Origin of the sequence: Pseudomonas sp. BRM28 (assembly GCF_002939405.1) — a bacterium.
Lineage (GTDB): Bacteria > Pseudomonadota > Gammaproteobacteria > Pseudomonadales > Pseudomonadaceae > Aquipseudomonas > Aquipseudomonas palmensis.
The window spans coordinates 5,327,451-5,346,251 of record NZ_PEFV01000001.1; the positions used below are offsets into that span (position 1 = coordinate 5,327,451).

The 18,801-nt window shown below is 66.8% G+C and carries 19 protein-coding genes; 9 read left to right on the forward strand and 10 right to left on the reverse strand.

Features of this window, described 5'->3' with window-relative positions; translation table 11 throughout:
- Window positions 1-52: 52 nt before the first annotated feature.
- The 5 genes from CR917_RS24505 to argC form a co-directional block, all read right to left on the reverse strand.
- Window positions 53-1,576, reverse strand: a complete 1,524-nt coding sequence (locus CR917_RS24505; RefSeq protein ID WP_054915361.1) for a PLP-dependent aminotransferase family protein — start codon at window positions 1,574-1,576, stop codon at window positions 53-55.
- An 85-nt stretch (window positions 1,577-1,661) separates the two neighbouring features.
- Window positions 1,662-2,120: a GNAT family N-acetyltransferase gene (locus CR917_RS24510; RefSeq protein ID WP_054915360.1), complete on the reverse strand. Its 459-nt coding sequence runs from the start codon at window positions 2,118-2,120 to the stop codon at window positions 1,662-1,664.
- A 113-nt stretch (window positions 2,121-2,233) separates the two neighbouring features.
- Window positions 2,234-4,597, reverse strand: a complete 2,364-nt coding sequence (locus CR917_RS24515) for a DUF262 domain-containing protein (RefSeq protein ID WP_104573101.1) — start codon at window positions 4,595-4,597, stop codon at window positions 2,234-2,236.
- The gene (locus CR917_RS24520) at window positions 4,594-6,369 is read right to left on the reverse strand and encodes a DUF262 domain-containing protein (RefSeq protein WP_104573102.1); all 1,776 of its coding nucleotides are present in this window, start codon (window positions 6,367-6,369) and stop codon (window positions 4,594-4,596) included. The genes CR917_RS24515 and CR917_RS24520 overlap by 4 nt, the downstream gene beginning before the upstream one ends.
- Window positions 6,370-7,670: 1,301 nt before the next feature.
- On the reverse strand, window positions 7,671-8,594 hold the full coding sequence (gene argC / locus CR917_RS24525; protein WP_100633949.1) for an N-acetyl-gamma-glutamyl-phosphate reductase: 924 nt from the start codon (window positions 8,592-8,594) through the stop codon (window positions 7,671-7,673).
- A 111-nt stretch (window positions 8,595-8,705) separates the two neighbouring features.
- On the opposite strand from argC, the gene CR917_RS24530 reads away from it, so the two are divergent.
- From CR917_RS24530 to CR917_RS24540, 3 genes are all read left to right on the forward strand, one after another.
- Window positions 8,706-9,590 carry a LysR family transcriptional regulator gene (locus CR917_RS24530; RefSeq protein WP_043860492.1) on the forward strand — a complete coding sequence of 295 codons (885 nt, stop codon included), beginning with the start codon at window positions 8,706-8,708 and terminating at the stop codon, window positions 9,588-9,590.
- A gap of 74 nt (window positions 9,591-9,664) precedes the next feature.
- A complete protein-coding gene (locus tag CR917_RS24535) occupies window positions 9,665-10,384 on the forward strand; it encodes a GNAT family N-acetyltransferase (RefSeq protein WP_104573103.1) in 720 nt (239 codons plus the stop codon).
- A 177-nt stretch (window positions 10,385-10,561) separates the two neighbouring features.
- Window positions 10,562-11,413 (forward strand): CAP domain-containing protein, encoded by an 852-nt coding sequence (locus tag CR917_RS24540; protein WP_043860494.1) that lies wholly within the window; start codon window positions 10,562-10,564, stop codon window positions 11,411-11,413.
- Window positions 11,414-11,498: 85 nt separating this feature from the next.
- On the opposite strand, the gene CR917_RS24545 is transcribed toward CR917_RS24540, so the two are convergent.
- The 3 genes from CR917_RS24545 to CR917_RS24555 form a co-directional block, all read right to left on the reverse strand.
- Complete coding sequence (locus CR917_RS24545) at window positions 11,499-11,966, reverse strand: GNAT family N-acetyltransferase (protein ID WP_104573104.1); 468 nt, start codon at window positions 11,964-11,966, stop codon at window positions 11,499-11,501.
- Window positions 11,967-11,982: 16 nt separating this feature from the next.
- Window positions 11,983-12,942 (reverse strand): DMT family transporter, encoded by a 960-nt coding sequence (locus CR917_RS24550; RefSeq protein ID WP_058540720.1) that lies wholly within the window; start codon window positions 12,940-12,942, stop codon window positions 11,983-11,985.
- A gap of 77 nt (window positions 12,943-13,019) precedes the next feature.
- On the reverse strand, window positions 13,020-13,748 hold the full coding sequence (locus CR917_RS24555) for an AraC family transcriptional regulator (protein ID WP_104573105.1): 729 nt from the start codon (window positions 13,746-13,748) through the stop codon (window positions 13,020-13,022).
- A 171-nt stretch (window positions 13,749-13,919) separates the two neighbouring features.
- Between CR917_RS24555 and CR917_RS24560 the strand changes: the two genes are divergently transcribed.
- The 5 genes from CR917_RS24560 to CR917_RS24580 all read left to right on the forward strand — a co-directional run bounded on the left by CR917_RS24560 (window position 13,920) and on the right by CR917_RS24580 (window position 17,301).
- Window positions 13,920-15,053, forward strand: coding sequence for a GGDEF domain-containing protein (locus CR917_RS24560; protein WP_104573106.1), 1,134 nt, complete (start codon window positions 13,920-13,922; stop codon window positions 15,051-15,053).
- 75 nt (window positions 15,054-15,128) lie between these two features.
- Entirely contained in the window at window positions 15,129-15,371 is a 243-nt protein-coding gene (locus tag CR917_RS24565; protein ID WP_054915353.1) for a hypothetical protein, read from the forward strand.
- Window positions 15,372-15,388: 17 nt separating this feature from the next.
- Window positions 15,389-16,177 carry an exodeoxyribonuclease III gene (gene xth / locus CR917_RS24570; RefSeq protein WP_043860499.1) on the forward strand — a complete coding sequence of 263 codons (789 nt, stop codon included), beginning with the start codon at window positions 15,389-15,391 and terminating at the stop codon, window positions 16,175-16,177.
- Window positions 16,174-16,899, forward strand: a complete 726-nt coding sequence (locus tag CR917_RS24575; RefSeq protein WP_088515363.1) for a DUF72 domain-containing protein — start codon at window positions 16,174-16,176, stop codon at window positions 16,897-16,899. Before xth ends, CR917_RS24575 begins: the two co-directional genes overlap by 4 nt.
- 72 nt (window positions 16,900-16,971) lie before the next feature.
- On the forward strand, window positions 16,972-17,301 hold the full coding sequence (locus CR917_RS24580; RefSeq protein ID WP_043860501.1) for a hypothetical protein: 330 nt from the start codon (window positions 16,972-16,974) through the stop codon (window positions 17,299-17,301).
- Here the strand turns inward: CR917_RS24580 and CR917_RS24585 are convergent.
- On the reverse strand, window positions 17,298-17,600 hold the full coding sequence (locus CR917_RS24585; protein ID WP_043860502.1) for a hypothetical protein: 303 nt from the start codon (window positions 17,598-17,600) through the stop codon (window positions 17,298-17,300). The genes CR917_RS24580 and CR917_RS24585 overlap by 4 nt on opposite strands.
- A 113-nt stretch (window positions 17,601-17,713) precedes the next feature.
- Between CR917_RS24585 and CR917_RS24590 the strand changes: the two genes are divergently transcribed.
- Complete coding sequence (locus CR917_RS24590; RefSeq protein WP_104573107.1) at window positions 17,714-18,184, forward strand: FAD/FMN-containing dehydrogenase; 471 nt, start codon at window positions 17,714-17,716, stop codon at window positions 18,182-18,184.
- 140 nt (window positions 18,185-18,324) lie between these two features.
- Here the strand turns inward: CR917_RS24590 and CR917_RS24595 are convergent, their stop codons facing one another.
- Window positions 18,325-18,801 carry a hypothetical protein gene (locus tag CR917_RS24595; protein ID WP_043860504.1) on the reverse strand — a complete coding sequence of 159 codons (477 nt, stop codon included), beginning with the start codon at window positions 18,799-18,801 and terminating at the stop codon, window positions 18,325-18,327.

Here is an 18,801-nt window from a genome sequence, read left to right on the forward strand (position 1 = left end):
CCTTGCGGGATGGGCTGGGGTGCCGAGCGTATCCGCGCCAGGGGTGGCCCGATCAGTCCACCTCGCTGGCCTGCGCCAGACCGCTGCGCACGCCGGGGCGCAGGGCCTTGGCCAGGCGTGCCACGGCACTGCCGATCTGGTGCGGGGTGAGCGCTGCGAAGCCCAGCAGCCAGCCGCCCTGTGCCGGCGGCGTGGCGTACAGGCGGCTGAGGCCGGGCAGGTGGATGCCCGCCCGCGCGGCCTGGCGGATCGTCTCGGCCTCGCTCCAGCCATGCTCCAGGCGGCACAGCATCTGCAGGCCGCCCGGTGGCAGCTGCGCGCTGGCGATGCCGCCCAGGTGCTGGTGCAGTGCCTCGGCCATGGCCTCGCGGCGCACGGCATACAGCGTGCGCATGGCGCGAATGTGCGCGGCGAAATGGCCGTCTTCGATAAACCGCGCCAGGGTCAACTGGGCCAGTTGCGGGGTGTGCCCGTCGAGCATGCTGCGCGCGTGGCTCATGGGCGCGACCAGGGCCGGCGGCAGCACCATGAAACCCATGCGCAGGCCGGGGTACAGCGACTTGGCGAAGGTGCCCAGGTAGATCGTGCGCTGCGCGTTGTCCAGGCCCTGCACGCAGGCGGTGGGCAGGCCGTCGTAGTGGAACTGGCTGTCGTAGTCGTCCTCGATGATCCAGCCATTGCGCTCGGCGGCCCAGGCAATCAGGTCCAGGCGCCGTTCCAGGGCCAGGGTGACGCCGGTGGGGTACTGGTGCGACGGGGTGACGTAGACGGTGTTGGCGCCGCTGCGGTCGGCACGCAGCAGGTCGGTGCGCAGGCCGTGCTCATCCACGGCCACGGGCACCACCTGCAGCTGGGCCATCTCGAAGGCCTTGCGCGCGCCAAAGTAACCCGGGTCTTCGAGCAGGATCGGCCCGCCGGGGTCGGCCAGCACCTGCGCGCACAGGTACAGCGCCTGGCGCGCGCTGCTCAGCACCAGCACCTGGTCGGCGTGCACCCTGGCGCCGCGTTCCAGGTTCAGGTAGCGGGCGATGGCCTGGCGCAGCGGCGCGGCACCCAGCGGGTCGCCATGCAGCAGCACCTGGGCGCGGTAGTCCTTCTGGGCCTGGCGTTGCAGGCGGTCCCAGGTGTCGAGGGGGAAGTTGCGCGTCTCGGGCAGGCCGGTGGCGAAGGCCTTGACCTGCTGCTGGTCGCTGACCCCGCCGCTGGCCAGGATCGCCGCGCCACGGGCGCTGAGGCCGACGGTGGCAGGCGCGTGCTGCGGCGCGCCGGTGCGCGGGGGGCGTGCACCCAGCAGACGCGGCCCCAGGTGCTCGGCCACATAGCTGCCCGAGCCTGGGCGGCGGCAGATGCAGCCCTCCAGCTGCAGTTGCACATAGGCCATCTCCACGGTGTCGCGAGACAGTCCCAGGGAACTGGCCAGGGTGCGGGTGGCGGGCAGGCGGCAACCCGGCGGCAGTTCGCCGGCAAGAATGAGTTCGCGCAGGGCGCGCTGTACCCGCACGCGCAGCTCCAGCGGGGCCAGCTCGGCGGCGGCCAGGCGGATCTTCAGGGTGTCGAGTTGAAAACTGTGGGCCATGACGTCTGTGCAGTGAAGAAGGGCAGGCCGGCATGCTGACCTGCCAGGGCCCGGCTGTCCATGCCTGCCCTTGAACGGGGGAAGGTTACAGCGCGATCTGGTAGAGGATCGTGCCGGGGTTGACGGCCACACGGTTGTACAGCTGCTGGGCGCGATGGTTGGTCTGGTGGGTGTGCCAGTACAGGCGTGTGCACTGCTGCTGGTCGGCGGCGGCCTTGACCCAGGCGATCAGGTGCTCGCCGGTACCCTGGCCGCGCATCTGCGGGGCGACGTAGAGGTCTTCGAGGTAGCAGTAGTGGGTGGTCGACCAGGTAGAGCGGTGGATGACCCAGGTGACCATGCCGACCAGCTCGCCGTCGTACTCGGCCACTGCGGCGAACACGGGCTCGTCGGGGTCCAGAAAGCGCTTGAAGGTGGTGGCGTTGACGGCTTCGCCCAGGTCGACCTGGTAGAAGTCCTGATAGGCCAACCAGAGCGGCAGCCAGGCCTCGAAGTCGGTGGGCTGGATGGGGCGGATGGCGAGTGATGCGGTACTGCTGGTCATCGCTGATGGTCCTCGTTGATGGCAAGGCTGCATGCCTCGCGACCTGCCCAAGCATAGGGGCAGGGCGCGGGCATCAACCGACCACTTGGAGGGCGGCGGGCAGTCCGCGTGCCTCAGGCCGCCAACACGCCGGCCAGCGCGACCAGCCGCTGTTCGACCGTGTCGCGGGGGCAGTGGCTCTGCAGGTAGCCGGCCTCGACGACAAAGTCGAAGTCCTGCTGCAGGGCATGGGCCAGGGCGTCGCGCCCGAGCAGTTCATCGACATCGATCTGCAGCAGGAAGCCATGCGGCGTGGAGGTGACATAGAGATGGGTGTGCACCTGCGGGCTGGGCCTGTGCAGCAGGTAGAAGTAGGGTTCGTCGGCACTGCCGGAAACCGGCACGTAGCCTTCGACCGACAGCGGTGCCAGTTGCGCCAGCCGCTGCGGGGTTTGCAGCCGTTGATGCAGGGCGAAGCTGAACAGCTCGGCATGGCTGCCACTCATGCGTTCCCTGGCCAGCAGGTACACCTGGTCGCGTTCGAAGCGCAGTTGGCGCAACGCGCAGTACCCGAGGGCCGAGGGGGTCTGGATCAGCACCTGGCGCCACGGCTCCCGCACCCGGGCCTGGTCGATGATGCGTTGCAACTGGGCCGGCAGCGGGCGGGTTTCGTCCAGTCGGTTCCAGAGGCAGAACAGCGTCACGCGCATGCCGTCTTCATTGGCCAGCAGGCGTTTCCAGGTGCCAGGGCCCGTGAGACCGTCGCCAAGGAACGAATGGTTGTAGCCGCGTTTGAGCAGGTAATCACCCTCGCTCAACAGCGCGCGCTCCCAGAGGAAGTCATCGATTGCGCGTAGCCCGTGGTCGTCGAACATCTGCTCGGCCAGCGCAAGGCTGCTGGCAAAGTGTTCCTGCCAGGTGGCGTGCGCGTGGCTTTGCAGCGCCCAGGCGGCGCTGCTGTGGTCGAGCAGAAAATCGATCTGGCCCTGGAAGTAGCCGTGCTGCTCGGCGTGTTCGAGCAGCGGCCGCCATTGGCTGTCGGCGACGATCAGTTTCGCCTTGGTGATTTCCTCGCGCACCTGGGTACCGCGAAAGCCGCCGACGGGCCTGTCGACGCTGGCAAAGTGCGCGAGGATGTCCAGCGCCTGCTCCAGCATTTCGCCGAGCCCGCTGACGCTGCGCTTTACATCGTCCGGCCCGTCGTAGCTGGCATTGACCGACAGGTTGACCACCAGTCGCATCCACTCGCCAAATGCCTGCGGTTGGCTGCTGCCATGGCGGCGCAGGAACATCGCATAGCCGCAGAACTGCACCAGGCGGGTGTAGTTCAGTGGCTGGTCGCTGATGGCGTGGTTGAAGAAGGCGACCTCGTCGAAGTAGTGCGCCGTGGGCAACTGGGTGGTGAAACTGTCGGGCCCTTCGCTCCAGGCCTCGAGCAGCAGCATCAGGGTTTCGGAAAACGCATCATCGAGCCAGCCGTTGTCCTCGTACACCTGGTAGCTCAGGCGCTGCTGGCGGTTGCGCAGCTTGAGCAGTTCGGCTTCGTAGCTCGGCGCATCGACGGCGCGGGTGGCCGCGGCGACCATCTGCAACAGGTTCATCACCGCCTGGTCGAACAGGCGCATGGTCGCGGGGGCCGAGGCGTCATTGCGGGCGTTGCTGAAGTTCCAGAAAAAATCCGCCCAGCGCGTGTCCATGCGCCAGGCGAAGAAGGTCGCGGTGCTGACCGGCTTGCCGTGCATCTGCCGGGGGTGACCGTCGAACTGGGTGTGCAGGTGCCGTTCATAGCGCGCCTTGAACGTCTCGAAGGCGGTCAGCGGCATGCCGCGGGCGTTCATCTTGATGTACAGGTCGTCGGCCAGGCCGAAGTCGTCCAGGTCGAGGATCTGGAAGCTGATCACCGGCTGCTGCACATCGATCAGGCGGGCAAAACGGGCGGTGGCGGCGTTGTGAAAGCGCTCGTGCATGGCCTGCAGCATGGTCAGGCATGACTGGATGGTGGGGTCCAGGCGCCAGTGGCGAAAGTACCAGGGCTGGTCGGTGAGGTGCTCGATCAGCGAGTCGTCGGCACCCAGCGCGGGCGAGGGCGCATGCTGGCTGAGGGCGTCGAAGAACTCGCTGCTGCTGGGCCTGACGCTGTAGGCGAATCGGGCGCTGCCGTTGGCGTTGCAGAACAGCTGGGCGAAGGCTGCCAGCTCACCGTCGCGTTGCGCCAGGTACCAGTGCAGCAGAAACAGCGTGGTCAGGCGCTGCTGGCCGTCGAGCGGGACGAACTGGCGCTGGGGGTTCAGCGTGCCGTAGACGAAGTCCAGGTTCAGCGGCAGGCTCGGGTCGTCGGGCGGCAGTGCCAGGGCGTGGGCCAGGGCACCGAGGAATTCGCTGCGCACCTCTTCGGTATCGGCCCTGCCCTGGGCGTAGTCGCGCTGGATCAGCGGGATGCGGGTGCCGGCGTAGCGCTCGAACAGCTGGCCGAAGATGATCTGGCTGTTGGCGCTCATGCGTGCTGCTCCTGCGGGTCGGCGAAGAAGGCTATCAGGGTGTGCAAGAGCGCAAGCGCGTAGCCCTTGCGGTCCTGTTCGCCCCAGAACAGCAGGTGCTTGACGTCAGGGCTGTAGCATTTGAGGAACAGGTTGCGCGTGCACAGCGGCACGAACACGCCGCCCTGGTCCAGGGCCAGCAGGCGCTCGCGCTTGACCGCGAAGATCGCGTTCTTGTAGCTGCGGTTGGTCTTCTGGTCGAGCAGCGTGAGGTTGCCGATGCTGTCGTCGACCTCCTGGTTTTCGCCGAACGCCTCCAGCACTGCCTGGTGGAGCGCGTTGAAAGCCTCATCGTCTGCACCCTTGGGGTCGCCAATGAATGCCTCCAGGGCCTCGCGCAGAGGCCGGGTTTCGGTCTTGTCCGGCAGGTGCGGCAGGCAGCGCTGCAGCCATTGCTGTTTTTCCTCGGCGCCGTTGAAGCGGTGGGCGGTGACCGAGCGCACATGTTCGATGTCCCAGCGCTCCTTCTTGAAGCTGTCGAACTGGAAGCGCACGTTCGATTGCGGGTTCTGCAGCAGGCTGGCGAGGTTGAACAGCAGCAGGGTCGCGCGAATGGCCGATCTGTCCCGCTGTGAGTAGTCCAGGCCGGCGAGGAAGGGCGAGAGCGCATCGGTAATGGCGTCGCGGGTAGCCGGCTGGGGCAGGGGCGAGCCGGTCAGTTGCATGAACACGCGCTGGCGCAGGCGCTGTTCGAACTGGCTCTTGGGCAGGCCTTGCGACAGGGCAAACAGCTCGGCCACGGCGACACCCTGTTGCACCAGAAAACCGATGATGTGGTAGAGCCGGCGGTCCTCGAACCATTCCTCCAGCAGCATGCAGGTGTTCTTGACCTGCTGCCATAGCGGTTGCGCCGAGGCGTCGGGGGCAGCCAGCCGGCGACTGTAGTGATGGAACACGGAGTAGCGCTGTCGGGCTGGCGCGCTTGCGCCTTCCAGCCGGGCTACCAGCTGGAACAGGAAGCCGATGCGGTTCTGCCCGGTGCTTGGCTGCTCGTTCAGGAAGTACCAGAGCGCGTCGTTCTGCAGGGCCTTTTCGAGTTGATCCCATTCGTGGGCGATGCGCAGTTGCTGGGGCGTTTCGCCCGAGGCGTCGTCGGCGTTGCGCTTGAGAAACAGCGCACGGATCAGCTCGTCGTCGGTCAGGGGGATCTTGCCGATGTTCAGGCGCGTGAAGGCGTCCACCGGGTTCTCGCTGGCGGCCAGCTCGTACCAGATGACCTTGGTGCGGTTGAGCAGGGTGGACTTGAAGTCGTCGACTTCGTTGTCGTGCTGATCGAACCAGTGCTCGATGCTGTGCATGGCCTGGTACAGGTGGAAGAAATCGACATTGCCGCGGGCCTGTTCGGCCGAGGGCTCGAGCAGAAAATCCGGCAGGTGCGGGCGGGTTTCGTAGCTGAGTTCGAACACCGGTGCGCGGTGTCTTTCGGTGAGCCGCTGGTTGAAGAAACGCAGAATCAGCAGCAGCGTGGTGAGGCGCTGCTGGCCGTCGACCACTTCATACTGGCCATTGTCGCGGGCCTTTAGCACCAGCGGCTGCAGGCAGTAGAAGTCGTCGTTCTGCGGGTTCTTGCGGTAGGCGAACTCGAGGATGTCTTCCAGCAGTTGTTGCACCTGCTCGGGTTTCCAGCGGTAGCCGCGCTGGTAGGCGGGGATCCAGAAGCGATTGACCGGGCTTTGCCTGTCCTCCCTGATCAGCTGGTGGACGGGCTTGGGCCGAAAATCGGGTGAGGTCATTGCAATGGTCCTTATTGCCGAGGGTGCGCAACAGCCGAGCGATGGCAGAGTGCCTTGGTGGGGCGAGGTTGGCAACGGAGTGGGCAGAAAAACCGCGTGGGCAGGTTTTGCTGGCGCTGCGCGCCAGATCGCGGGTCAAGCCCGCTCCCACGGCCTGGCGGCCAGAGGCAGAGTCTGCCCGAAGGGTGTAGGAGCCGGCGTTGCCGGCGAATGAGCGCGAAGCGGTCGCAAAGCCTGAGGGCGCGGTGTACCAGGCAGACCGCATGTGCAGGTTTTACTGGCGCTGCGCACCAGATCGCGGGTCAAGGCCCGCTCCTACGGCCTGGCGGCCAGAGGCGGAGTCTGCCCGCAGGGCGTAGGAGCCGGCGTTGCCGGCGAACGAGCGCGAAGCGGTCGCAAGGCCTGAGTGCGCGGTGTATCAGGCAGACCGCATGTGCAGGTTTTACTGGCGCTGCGCACCAGATCGCGGGTCAAGGCCCGCTCCCACGGCCTGGCGGCCAGAAGCGGAGTCTGCCCGAAGGGTGTAGGAGCCGGCGTTGCCGGCGAACGAGCGCGAAGCGGTCGCAACGCCTGAGTGCGCGGTGCATCAGGCAAACCGCATGTGCAGGTTTTACTGGCGCTGCGCACCAGATCGCGGGGCAAGGCCCGCTCCCACGGCCCGGCGGCCAGAAGCGGATTCTGCCCGAAGGGTGTAGGAGCCGGCGTTGCCGGCGAACGAGCGCGAAGCGGTCGCAAGGCCTGAGGGCGCGGTGTATCAGGCAGACCGCATGTGCAGGTTTTACTGGCGCTGCGCACCAGATCGCGGGCAAGGCCCGCTCCTACGGCCTGGCGGCCAGAGGCGGAGTCTGCCCGCAGGGCGTAGGAGCCGGCGTTGCCGGCGAATGAGCGCGAAGCGGTCGCAAGGCCTGAGTGCGCGGTGTGTCAGGCGAACCGCATGTGCAGGTTTTACTGGCGCTGCGCACCAGATCGCGGGCAAGGCCCGCTCCCACGGCCTGGCGGCCAGAGGCAGCATCTGCCCGCAGGGCGTGGGAGCGGGCTTGACCCGCGAATCGAGCGCGAAGCGGTCGCAGCGCCTGAATGCACGATGTATCAGGCAGATCGCGTGTTCAGTTTTACTGGCGCTGCGCACCAGATCGCGGGCAAGGCCCGCTCCCACGGCCTGGCGGCCAGAGGCAGCATCTGCCCGTAGGGCGTAGGAGCCGGCGTTGCCGGCGAACGAGCGCGAAGCGGTCGCAGGGCCTACATGCACAATGCAGGCTTTTGCTGCGAGGCCACCGCGCCAATCGCCAGGGAAGTGCCCCTCACTCACCCCCCATCATCAGGTCCAGATTCTGCACCGCCGCCCCCGCCGCGCCCTTGCCCAGGTTGTCGAACACCGCCGCCAACAGCACCTGCTCGCCATTCTCGAACACCATCAGGCGCAGGTCGTCGGTGCCGTTCATCACCTGCGGGTCCAGGTACGTCAGCGCCTTGGCCTGCTGCAACGAAAGCACCTCGACGTGCTGCAATTGCGCATAGTGTTCGGCCAGGCACGCATGCAAGCGCTCCCCGGTAACACCCGGCGCCAACAGCCGCAGTTGCACCGGGATGGTCAGCACGATGCCCTGGCGGAACGCCCCATAGGCCGGCATGAACATCGGCCGCTGGCCCAGCCCGCTGTACTGCTGGATCTCCGGCACGTGCTTGTGCGCAAGCCCCAGCCCATACGCCTGGTATGCCGGCGCCCCGGCCGCATCCGGCCCCTCGTACAGCTCGACACCGGCGCGCCCGGTGCCCGAGTAGCCCGACACGGCATGCAGGCTGGCAGGGTAGTCCTGCGGCAACAGGCCGGCATCGATCAACGGCTTGAGCAGGCCGATGGCCCCGGTCGGGTAGCACCCGGGGTTGCTCACCCGCTTGGCTGATGCAATGCGCTCGGCCTGCTGCGGGCTCATCTGGGCGAAACCATAGACCCACTCCGGGTGGGTACGGTGCGCGGAACTGGCGTCGATCACCCGCACCGCCGGGTTGCGGATGCTGGCTACCGCCTCGCGCGCGGCATCGTCGGGAAGGCACAGCATGGCGATGTCGCAGGCGTTGATCGCCTCGGCGCGGTGCTGCGGGCTCTTTCTGTGTTCGGCGGGCAGGGTCAGCAACTGCAGGTCGGTTCGGCCCTGCAGGCGCTGGTGGATCTGCAACCCGGTGGTGCCCTGGTCGCCATCGATGAATACAACGGGTGTGGCCATGAGTGTGCTCGCACGTGAAAAAGGTCAGGGCTTATCTTCGATGCCCGGTTAAGATAGGAAAAGTTGAATTTGACAAAGGTCAGGTTCAGTTTTACTGAAGAGGCAACACCCATGCGTGAAATCAGCCTGGACCGTTTGCGTACCCTGGTGGCGATTGCCGACCTGGGGTCGTTCGCCGAAGCCGCGCGGGTGCTCAACCTGGCGCCGCCCACGGTCAGCCTGCATGTCGCCGAGCTTGAAGCACGGGTGGGCGGCACCCTGCTTTCGCGCACCCGTGGCAACGTGCAGCCCACTGCCATCGGCGAAACCCTGGTGGAGCGCGCCCGCCGCCTGCTGGCCGACGCGCAGCAGGCACTGGACGACGTGCAGCGCCAGGTGCTGGGCCTGGCCGGGCGCGTGCGATTGGGGGCGTCCACCGGGGCGATTGCGCAACTGATGCCCCAGGCGCTGGAAACCCTGGGCCATGCACACCCCGGCATCGATGTGCAGGTGGCGGTGCTGACCTCGCGCGAAACGCTCAATAAGCTCGCCGAGGGCTCGCTGGACATCGGCCTGGTGGCCCTGCCGCAAAGCCCGGTGAAGGGGCTGAGCATCGAGCCCTGGCGGCGCGACCCGGTCATGGCGTACCTGCCGGCACGCTGGGACTGCCCGGCGCAGGTCACGCCCGAGTGGCTGGCGACCCAGCCGCTGATTCTCAACGACAGCAGCACCGGGCTGTCACGCCTGACCTCGGAGTGGTTCAACGCGGCCGGCCAGCAGCCGGCGCCGCGCATCCAGCTCAACTACAACGATGCGATCAAGAGCCTGGTGGCTGCCGGCTACGGCGCCACCCTGCTGCCCAACGAAGGCTCCACGCCGCTGGCCGATGCGCGCATCGTGATGCGCCCGTTGCAGCCGCTGCTGTGGCGCCAGCTGGGCATCGCGCACCGCAGCGGCGAGGTGGAGCGTGCCACCGGCCATGTGCTGCAGGTGCTGTGGGGCTTGAGCGCGGGGTAGGGCGGGGCCGCGCAGACCTGTAGAATCCCCGCCAGGACCGCAAAGGTCACCCTGTTTCCGGAGCCAGACGCCGCATGCCTGTCATCACCCTGCTGCAAACACCCCCCGACGAACCGATCAAGGGCCAGATCCTGCAGATGGTGGTCGACTACCTGACCGACATCAGCAGCGTGGCCCTGCCGCCGAGCAACCCGCTGTACAGCCTCTACCAGTACGGCATCGGCTATGAGGTGCACCTGTACCTGGAGGCCCTGAGTGGCGCGCGCGGCATCCCGGTGGAGCTGCTGGTGGCCACCGACGAGCAGGACCCCTCGCGGCTGCTGGGGTTCGTGCTGTACCTGCCGGTGCAGGACGACCCCCAGGCCTGCGCGGTGGCGTACATGGCGGTACTGGCCAAGCACCGGCGCCAGGGCATCGCCCGGGCGCTGCTGGGGCAGGTGCGCGAGCGCTACCCGCACGTGGAGCTGGCCTGCGCCGTGGGCAAGGTGGCGTATTTCGAGGCGATGGGCTTTCAGGTGCTGGGGGCACGCGGGCCGCAGGTATTGATGAACACCCGCGATCACGCCACCGAGGGGCTGCTGGCGGTGCTCGACGTGGCGCCGATCTACCGCACCCTTGAGGTCCAGCAGATTCACGCCTACCTGCTCAAGCAGCACGGCAAGCGGGCCATGGTGGACGCCGAAAAGCAGCGCGACCGTCATCTGGATCAACTCACCCGCCAGGCCAGGGCATTCGTGCAGCAGCGCCTTGGCGACACGGGCGCGCAGGCCGCTGCCAGCCTGCGGCTGGTGTGAGGGTAGGGGCGTCAACCGGTGGATTTGTGCGCAGGGCAAGGAACGCCGGCCGGCACTGCGCATCCAAGCTCGATAGCGACGCACAGGCAGGTATTGATAATGCGTCGCATCCCGTGGTGCTACGAAAGCAACACGAAATCACGCATCATGGGCGCAGTTTGTTCAAGGGAGAGTTACATGCACGACTTATCATCCAGGCTGCGTCTGGGCGCGTTGGCGCTGGGCATGCTTGTCACCACGCTGGCGGTGGCGAGCGACGAGACGCAACTGGTCGAGTCGATCAATGGCTATCGCAGCCAGTCGCAACGTTGTGCCGAGCAGGTGTCGCTGGAGCTGCCGCCGCTGGCCAGCGACCCGCGCCTGGTGCTCCCGGCCAACGGTGTCGGTGACTTGCAGCAGGCGCTGGTGAAGGCCTCGTACCCGATGGTCAGCGTGCAGGCCATCAGCCTGTCGGGGCCGCGCGATGCAGCGGCAGCGATGAAGGCGATCCAGGAGAGCTTCTGCAAGGTGGTGCTCGACCCGCAGTTCGTCGATGTGGGCGTGAGCCGCGAAGGGCGTGACTGGCGCATCGTGCTGGCGCGCCCACTGCTCAGTGCCAAGCTGGCGGAGTCGCAGGTGGAGGGGCAGAAGCTGCTCGATGCGATCAACAGTGCGCGGGCCCAGCCGCGCCAGTGCGGCGCCCAGGCCTATGCGGCCAGCGCGCCGCTGGCCTGGAATACCACCCTGGCAGAGGCCTCCCAGGGCCATACGCGGGCCATGGCCAACGGCAATTTCTTCGACCACCGCGACCGTGACGGGCGCATGCCGGGCGACCGCGCCGAGTTGCAGGGCTACAGCTATCAGCTGATCGGGGAAAACATTGCCGCCGGGCAGGACAACGTGCGCAAGGTGGTCGATGGCTGGCTGGCCAGTGCCGGGCATTGCGCCAACCTGATGAACCCGCAGTTCAAGGAGCTGGGCGCGGCTTATGCGGTGGACCCCAAGAGCGATGCGGGGATCTACTGGACGGCGATGTTCGGGACGAAGTGACAGCATCGCGGGTCAAGCCCGCTCCCACAAGGCACACCGCCATCCTTGTGGGAGCGGGCTTGACCCGCGAGAGGCCGGCGCCGACCTATACCAGTACCTTGGTCATGGGCACACACGCCAGGTCGATGCCCCGGGGTGAGTGATAGAGCGCTGTCGCTTCGCCCACATAACCACACTGTCGATAGAAGGCTGCTGCGTTCAGCGTGGCGTCCAGGTTCACCTGCGCCAGCCCCAGGTTGCGCGCCAGCGCTTCAAGAAACGCCAGCATCTGTTTGCCCAGGCCTTGCTGCATGTACCCCGGCAACACGAAGATCGCCCCGATTTCACGGGCATTCACATCCAGCATGCCGGTTGCCACCGGCTCACCTTCGATGCACCCCATGTAGAAGTGACTGGTCATAAGGCTGGCGTAGCCATCCTCGGCCGTGCCCGCCGTCCAGGCCAGCATCTGTTCTGCCGGGTAGGCCCCGATGCAGTGATGACGGACTGCCTCCCGACGTATGTCGTAGGCCACCTGGGCATCGGCGCTGGTAGCGGGTCTGATGGTGAGCATTTCACAGTCCATTGGTTCAGGAGGAGGTTGCGGTGGCACTGGCAGTATCGCTGCGGTGGCAGTTCAGGCACCAGACCACGCCACCGACCAGCAGCGCAATAGCAACCAGCTCCAGCGCACCGGGCAGCCGCTGTTCCCACAAAAAGCCGAACAGCAGCGCCGCCAGGGTTTCCACCACCAGCACCTGGCCGCTGAGCGCCAGCGGCAGCAGCCGGCTGGCCTGGTTCCAGAAGGCGCCGCCGACCACCGACGATAGCAGCGCCACGCCCGCGGCCACCAGCACGAAGTGAACCCAGGTTGCCGCGCCATGGGCCGCCACTTCAGGGCCCAGCACCGGGATCGCCAGCACCAGCGCCTGTGCGCCGGTCATCAGGCCCGTGAGCAAGGCCCAGTCGTGGGAGGACACGCCGCCGACCAGGGCCAGTCGACGGGCGTTGGCCACCGCGTACCAGCTCCAGCTCACCAGCGCGCCCACGGCGCACAGCAGGCCGGCTATCACCTGGCCGCTGCTGGTGCGGGTGTCGGCGCCGCTGTGCAACGCATCGAGGCTGATCAGGGCCACGCCGGCCATCGCCAGCGTCAGCGAGGGGATCAGCCGCCGCACAGGCACCGCGTTGGCGTCATGGCGCCCCGCCAGGGTCACCAGCACCGGGATCAGACCGACGATCAACGAGGTGGTGGCGATGCCGACCAGTTGCACGCCGCTGCCCACCAGCGAGTAGTACACCAGGTTGCCCACCAGGCTCAGCCAGAACAGCGAGACCCAGTCGGCACGGGTGAGCTGCGCGCATACCCGCTGCAGGCGCGGCATCAGCAGCACCAGCGAAAACAGCCCGTAACACAGGAACCGCAGTACCGCGAACTGCACCCCGCTCAACCCTGGGGTGAGTTCGGGGCCCAGGAAGATCACGCCCCAGCACACCCCGGCCGCCACGCCGTAGCCAAGCCCCTTTACCAACGAACGATCAGCGAACATCGCACCACCCCTGCCGTGAAAGGTGCCCAGCATGCGGGTTTTGCCAGTGGTGGTATTGGCGCCGACTGCGGGTTTTTTTACCCAGGCTGTTGCTGGCGCCTGCGGTAGGCGGCGGGGGTGATGCCGCCCACCCGCTGCATGGCGCGGGTGAGGGCGGCCTGGTCGCTGAAGCCGCTGCGCAGGGCAATCTCGGCAATCGCCAGGTGGCTGTCGCCCAGCCAGCGCTGCGCCTGCTCGATCCTTACGCGGGTCAGCCAGCCCTGCGGGGTGCAGTCATGCAGCTCGCGAAAGCGCTGATGCAGCTGGCTGAGGCTCATGCCCGCGACATGGGCCATGCGCTCGTTGCTCCAGGCGGCGGCTGGACGGGCGTGTACCTGGGCAATCAGGCGGTTGAGGCCGGGGTTCGGCTGCACCGGCAGGGCGGCCAGCGACGCCAGCAGCAAGGGCGCCAGGTGCGTTGCAGTGGCCGCCAGCTGGTCACGGCCGATGAGCTCGGCATATTCGATCAGGCGCCGGGTAGCGGGCGGGATGGTGACATAGGTGCGTTGCGCCAGCGCCGTGAACGGCTGGCCGTGCAGTGCATCGGGGGCACAGTCGAGCACCAGGAAGCGACTGCCGGGCTGCGCCAGCTGCGCGTGCTGCGAACCGGGCCGCACCAGCGCCGCCAGGGCATTGTCGATGCTGCCGCCACGGCCATCCACGTCGATTTCCATGCGCCCGCAGATGGGCAGCACCAGTTGCGTGAAGTCATGCTGGTGATGAGCGCTTTCAGCCTGATAGCTGCGAATATCGAGGTTCAAGACCAATGGTGCACTCCTGGCGTCAGACGTCGGCATGGCCGCCGTGCGCACAGGCTATCCTCGACCCTCTGAACATTCAATCGCACGTGCGCGCCCCAGCCGACAGCCGGCTGTTCGAGATGATCGCACAGTGCCACAATGCGGCTTACCAGCGCTTCACCATAGCGGGCATAGCCAATGGATCATCCCTTTTCGCACCCTGATGCCACTGTGGCGCAACTGGCCCGTACCGACCGTTTGCAGTTGCTGTTCCGTCAGTCGCTGACCGCGGTCTACGGCAGCTTTCTTGGCGCAGTGATGCTGTGCTGGCTGTGCTGGGACTACATCGAACACAACGTCGCGTTGAGCTGGATCGGCGTGCTGAGCGTGGCGACCCTGTCGCGCATCGTGCTGTTCACCGCTTACTACCGCAGCCCCGAGACCAGCCATACCCCCTCGCGCTGGGAACGCAGATACTGGGTCACCCTGGTGTTCAGTGCCGGCGTGTGGGGCCTGGGGGCGCTGGCGGTGATGCCGCACAACAGCCTGCTGGCCCAGGCGATCGTGCTGTTGTTCGCCGTGGGCATGTCGGGCAGCGCGGTGTCCTGCTATTACGCCTACCGCTCGATGACCCTGGCCGCCATCGGCCTGGTGCTGCTGCCCTGCACGCTGTGGCTGCTGTTTCAGCCCTCGCAGCTGCAGACCGGCATGGCCCTGGCGGTGCTGGTGTTTTCCTCGTTCATGCTGCGCGCCACCGGCAAGCTCTGCGCGGCGCTGGAGAAGGCGTTATGCCTGACCCACGAGATGGAACGCGCGCACCACATCGCCAGCAGCGCGGCGCAAACCGATGAGCTGACCGGCCTGAAGAACCGCCGGGCGTTCTTCGAACATGCCCAGCAGTTGTACTCCCACAGCCAGCGCGAGCAGCGCCCGCTGTGCGCATTGATGCTGGACATCGATCACTTCAAGCGCATCAACGACACCTACGGTCATCAGGTCGGCGACGAGGTGCTGCGCCAGATCGGCGGGGTGATCAAGGCCTCGTTCCGCGACACCGACGTGTACGGTCGGCTGGGCGGGGAGGAGTTCGCGGTGCTGCTGGCCGACACCCCGATGGACACGGCGCTGGGCATCGCCGAACAGTTGGCGCAAGCCATCGCCCAATTGCAGTTCGTGCACCACAGCGACGGCCGCCAGGGCATGACGGCCAGCTTCGGCGTGGCGGTGGCCAGTGCGGCGCACAGCGACCTGCACACCTTGCTCAACAGCGCCGACCAGGCGATGTACCGCGCCAAGGCCCAGGGGCGCAATCAGGTGGTGGCGGCCGACTGACCGCCTGTGCACTGCAACTGAACGTTCGGCCACGCCCGGCACTCACTAGAGCTGAGTGACCCAGAGGACAATGCCATGTCGGTTGACCGCAATACGCCTGAACTCAAAGCCTGGTATGCCGTGCTGGACGATCAGAGTTACCGGCTGGAATCGCCGGATGCCTACCACCAGGCCCTGGTCAGCCTGGCCCAGGCGCTGCTGGACGACGGTGCCATCGAATGGGACGACTGGCTGGCGCTCAAGGCCATGGCCGATGAGGCGAACACGCACGCCATCGAAGCGGCCGTGGAGGCCAAGGTCGACGACCCGGATACCTGATCGCCAGGGAGGTGCGGATGAAAACGCTGAAGATCGCCACATTCAACATCAACGGCCTGCGGGCGCGGCTGCCCAACCTGCTGGCCTGGCTGGAGCGGGAACAGCCCGACATCGCCTGCCTGCAGGAGCTCAAGGCGGTAGACAGCGCGTTCCCTGTGGCTGACTTCGAAGCCCTCGGCTATGGCTGCCTGCACCATGGCCAGGCGTCGTGGAACGGCGTGGCGATTCTGGCCCGTGACGCGCAACCGCTGGAGGTGCGCCGCGGCTTGCCGGGAAGCGAGGACGATACGCAAAGCCGGTATCTCGAAGCGGCGGTGCTGGGCATTCAGGTCGGCTGCCTGTACCTGCCCAATGGCAACCCGCAACCGGGGCCCAAGTTCGACTACAAGCTGGCCTGGTTCGAACGCCTGATCGCCCACGCCCAGGGCCTGGTGAACAGCGAGCACCCGGTGCTGCTGGCCGGCGACTTCAATGTGGTGCCCACCGACCTGGATATCTACAACCCGCGCTCCTGGCTCAAGGACGCGCTGCTGCAGCCCGAAAGCCGCGAATGCTACCAGCGCCTGCTGGCCCAGGGCTGGACGGACGCTATCCGCCACCTGTACCCGGACGAGCGGGTGTACACCTTCTGGGACTATTTTCGCCAGCACTGGCAGAAGAACTCGGGGCTGCGCATCGACCACCTGCTGCTCAACCCGCCGCTGGCCAGGCGCCTGAAAAACGCCGGGGTCGACGCCTGGGTGCGCAACGAAGCGCATGCCAGCGACCATGCACCCACCTGGATCGAACTCAAGGCCGCTCGATGAGCCCCTTGTTGCGCATCGGCTGTGCCGGCTGGAGCCTGCCGCGCGCGTACTGGCCGGCGTTCGCCGAGCAGGGCACGCACCTGCAGCGATATGCGTCGCGCCTGCCGGCCGTGGAAATCAACAGCTCGTTCTACCGCCCGCACCAGCCCGCCACCTATGCGCGCTGGGCTCAGGCGGTACCGCCAGGCTTCGCATTCTCGGTCAAGGTGCCCAAGCAGATCACCCATGTGCAACGCCTGCATGACTGCGCCGGGTTGCTGGATGCGTTTGTGCAGCAGTGCACGCAGTTGGGCGAGCGCCTGGGATGCCTGCTGGTGCAGACCCCGCCATCGCTGGCCTGCGAGCCGCAGGTGGCGCAGGCGTTCTTCGGTGCACTGCGTGAGCGCTACGCCGGCGCGGTGGCGTTCGAGCCGCGCCATGCCTCCTGGGCCGACGCCGGGGCGCTGCTCGAACGCTGGCGCATTGCCCAGGTGGGGGCCGACCCCAGCCCCATCGGTGCCGTGCAGCCAGGTGGCTGGGCCGGCTTGCGCTATTGGCGTCTGCACGGCTCGCCACGCCTCTATCACAGCGCCTATGGGCACGAACGCCTGGCACTGCTGGCCCAGGACATACGCCAGGCCCTGGAGGCCGGTGTGGAGTGCTGGTGCATCTTCGACAACACCGCCAGCGGCGCTGCGGTAGGCGATGCACTGGGCCTGCTGCAACTGCTGGAGGACACATAAGGCAATTTGCTGGCCCCGACGCCTTTTCATCCTTGGCAAACTCGCCGCCTTTCAACGGGTTAGGATGACTTCATGCGAGGTTTCGTGATGACCGTGGCCGTGTGCGCACTGGCCACCTTCTCGCTGGCGACGCACGCCAAGGCGCTGAACAAGAATGACCGCTTCGTGTGCAGCTGGGGTTCGGAGATTGCCGCCGGCGCGCAGCAGTCCAAGCTGTCCGGGGTCACGCTGTATGCCGCGCGCAAGCGCCTGCAATCGCGCAAGTTCCCCAAGCCGTGGATGCGCATGACGGCCATGGGCATTACCGAACAGACCTACAACAGCCGCTCGCGGCTCAAGCCGCCAGCCATCAAGCAGACCTACTACGAACAGTGCGCGCGCCATGCCATGGCGCAGCGCTAGGCGCCGAGCAGGCGCTCGATCCGGGCCAGTTCCCAGGTGCTGAGCAGGTAGACCGGGTCGGTGCCGTAGCGCAGGCCAGGCTCGTACACCCGGCCATCCGGGCTCTGGCAGCGCTGGCAGTGGTGCAGGTGGCCGTGTTCGACATCCAGGCTCAACTGCCAGCCGTCGATCTGCACCTGCATCACGCCACTGGCCGGTTGCGCCTGCAGGCACTGCAGGCTGGCCAGCCCCAGGGCGGCGTCACGTAGCTGCTGGCACACCTCGCGGGCGGTGAGGGTGTGGTCAGTGGGCGCGTTCATCCATACCTCCCGGAAAAAAGCGTCACTTTATGCGGTGGCGCGGGCGATGTCTTCGCCTGCCTGAGTCGCGCTATAGTCGCCGGCTTGTCGAAGCCCAATGAACGAGGTGTGGTGTGAGAGTGCTGATCGTGCTGTTGCTGGGCCTGATGCCCATCGTTGCCCAGGCGCTTGAGGTGGGCGAGCGCGTGGCCCCGTGGACCCTGCTCGACCAGTTCGAGCAGCCGTATACCCTCAACGACGACACTGCCCTGGTGCTGGTGGCGCGCAGCATGGAGGGTGGCAAGCTGGTCAAGGCGGTGCTGGAGGGGCAGCCCAAGGGCTACCTGGAGGCGCGCAAGGGTGTGTTTGTCGCCGACGTGCAGCGCATGCCGGCGCTGATCGCCAAGCTGTTCGCCATCCCGGCCATGCGCGACTACAGCTACCGCGTGCTGCTGGACCGCGAGGGGCGGGTGGCCTCGCGTTACCCGGGCGCCGAGGGCACGGTGCTGTTGCTGCAACTGGAGCACGGGCGCGTGACGGCCAAGCAGGAAGTGGCCGATGCACAGGCACTGCGCGAGGCGCTGGCCGAGGTGAAGGCGCGTTGAAGATCCCCGCTGAGTTCATCGTTCACGAAACCGCGCACTGGGATCGCGGGCCAAGCCCGCTCCCACAGAAGCAGCGCAAACCTGTGGGAGCGGGCTTGACCCGCGATCGGGTGCGCAGCACCAGCAGGCAACTACGCCCCTCACTTCACCGGATGCGCCGCCACCGCCACCTTCAACGCCTCGGTCACCAGCTCGATCAGCACCGGCCTGGCACTGGCCTGCATGGCCTTGCCGATGTCTGGCTGCTTGCTCATTACCTTGTCGGCATACTTGGATTCGCGACCTTCGCTGGCCAGTGACGCCAGCTCCTTCGCCGAAAACGACTGGCTGTAGGCCTCGACCAGGTGCTGGTCCCACTGCGGCTGGTACTTGGGCAGCAACCCCTTGATGGCCGCCGTCACGCTCTTTTCCGCTTGCTGGCTGCCGACCTGCGCAGTCAGCAGGCCGTAGGTGTTGGTGCGCATGGCCGCCGACAGCGCAATCGGCCCCAGGTTGGCCCCGGCCTGGCTCTTGACCACGAACTCGCGCGCCGCCTCTGCGGCCGGTGCCTTGGCATAGGCGGTGCCACCCAGTCCGCTCAACGCCAGCAGGGCAAGCAGGGTATACAGAACTTTCAT

What these genes read in the sequence shown, in the direction of transcription:
- CR917_RS24505 (WP_054915361.1), bottom strand. Translation starts at nt 1,576, where the DNA reads ATGGCCCACAGTTTTCAACTCGACACCCTGAAGATCCGCCTGGCCGCC.
- CR917_RS24510 (WP_054915360.1), bottom strand. Translation starts at nt 2,120, where the DNA reads ATGACCAGCAGTACCGCATCACTCGCCATCCGCCCCATCCAGCCCACC.
- CR917_RS24515 (WP_104573101.1), bottom strand. Translation starts at nt 4,597, where the DNA reads ATGAGCGCCAACAGCCAGATCATCTTCGGCCAGCTGTTCGAGCGCTAC.
- CR917_RS24520 (WP_104573102.1), bottom strand. Translation starts at nt 6,369, where the DNA reads ATGACCTCACCCGATTTTCGGCCCAAGCCCGTCCACCAGCTGATCAGG.
- argC (WP_100633949.1), bottom strand. Translation starts at nt 8,594, where the DNA reads ATGGCCACACCCGTTGTATTCATCGATGGCGACCAGGGCACCACCGGG.
- CR917_RS24530 (WP_043860492.1), top strand. Translation starts at nt 8,706, where the DNA reads ATGCGTGAAATCAGCCTGGACCGTTTGCGTACCCTGGTGGCGATTGCC.
- CR917_RS24535 (WP_104573103.1), top strand. Translation starts at nt 9,665, where the DNA reads ATGCCTGTCATCACCCTGCTGCAAACACCCCCCGACGAACCGATCAAG.
- CR917_RS24540 (WP_043860494.1), top strand. Translation starts at nt 10,562, where the DNA reads ATGCACGACTTATCATCCAGGCTGCGTCTGGGCGCGTTGGCGCTGGGC.
- CR917_RS24545 (WP_104573104.1), bottom strand. Translation starts at nt 11,966, where the DNA reads ATGCTCACCATCAGACCCGCTACCAGCGCCGATGCCCAGGTGGCCTAC.
- CR917_RS24550 (WP_058540720.1), bottom strand. Translation starts at nt 12,942, where the DNA reads ATGTTCGCTGATCGTTCGTTGGTAAAGGGGCTTGGCTACGGCGTGGCG.
- CR917_RS24560 (WP_104573106.1), top strand. Translation starts at nt 13,920, where the DNA reads ATGGATCATCCCTTTTCGCACCCTGATGCCACTGTGGCGCAACTGGCC.
- CR917_RS24565 (WP_054915353.1), top strand. Translation starts at nt 15,129, where the DNA reads ATGTCGGTTGACCGCAATACGCCTGAACTCAAAGCCTGGTATGCCGTG.
- xth (WP_043860499.1), top strand. Translation starts at nt 15,389, where the DNA reads ATGAAAACGCTGAAGATCGCCACATTCAACATCAACGGCCTGCGGGCG.
- CR917_RS24575 (WP_088515363.1), top strand. Translation starts at nt 16,174, where the DNA reads ATGAGCCCCTTGTTGCGCATCGGCTGTGCCGGCTGGAGCCTGCCGCGC.
- CR917_RS24580 (WP_043860501.1), top strand. Translation starts at nt 16,972, where the DNA reads ATGCGAGGTTTCGTGATGACCGTGGCCGTGTGCGCACTGGCCACCTTC.
- CR917_RS24585 (WP_043860502.1), bottom strand. Translation starts at nt 17,600, where the DNA reads ATGAACGCGCCCACTGACCACACCCTCACCGCCCGCGAGGTGTGCCAG.
- CR917_RS24595 (WP_043860504.1), bottom strand. Translation starts at nt 18,801, where the DNA reads ATGAAAGTTCTGTATACCCTGCTTGCCCTGCTGGCGTTGAGCGGACTG.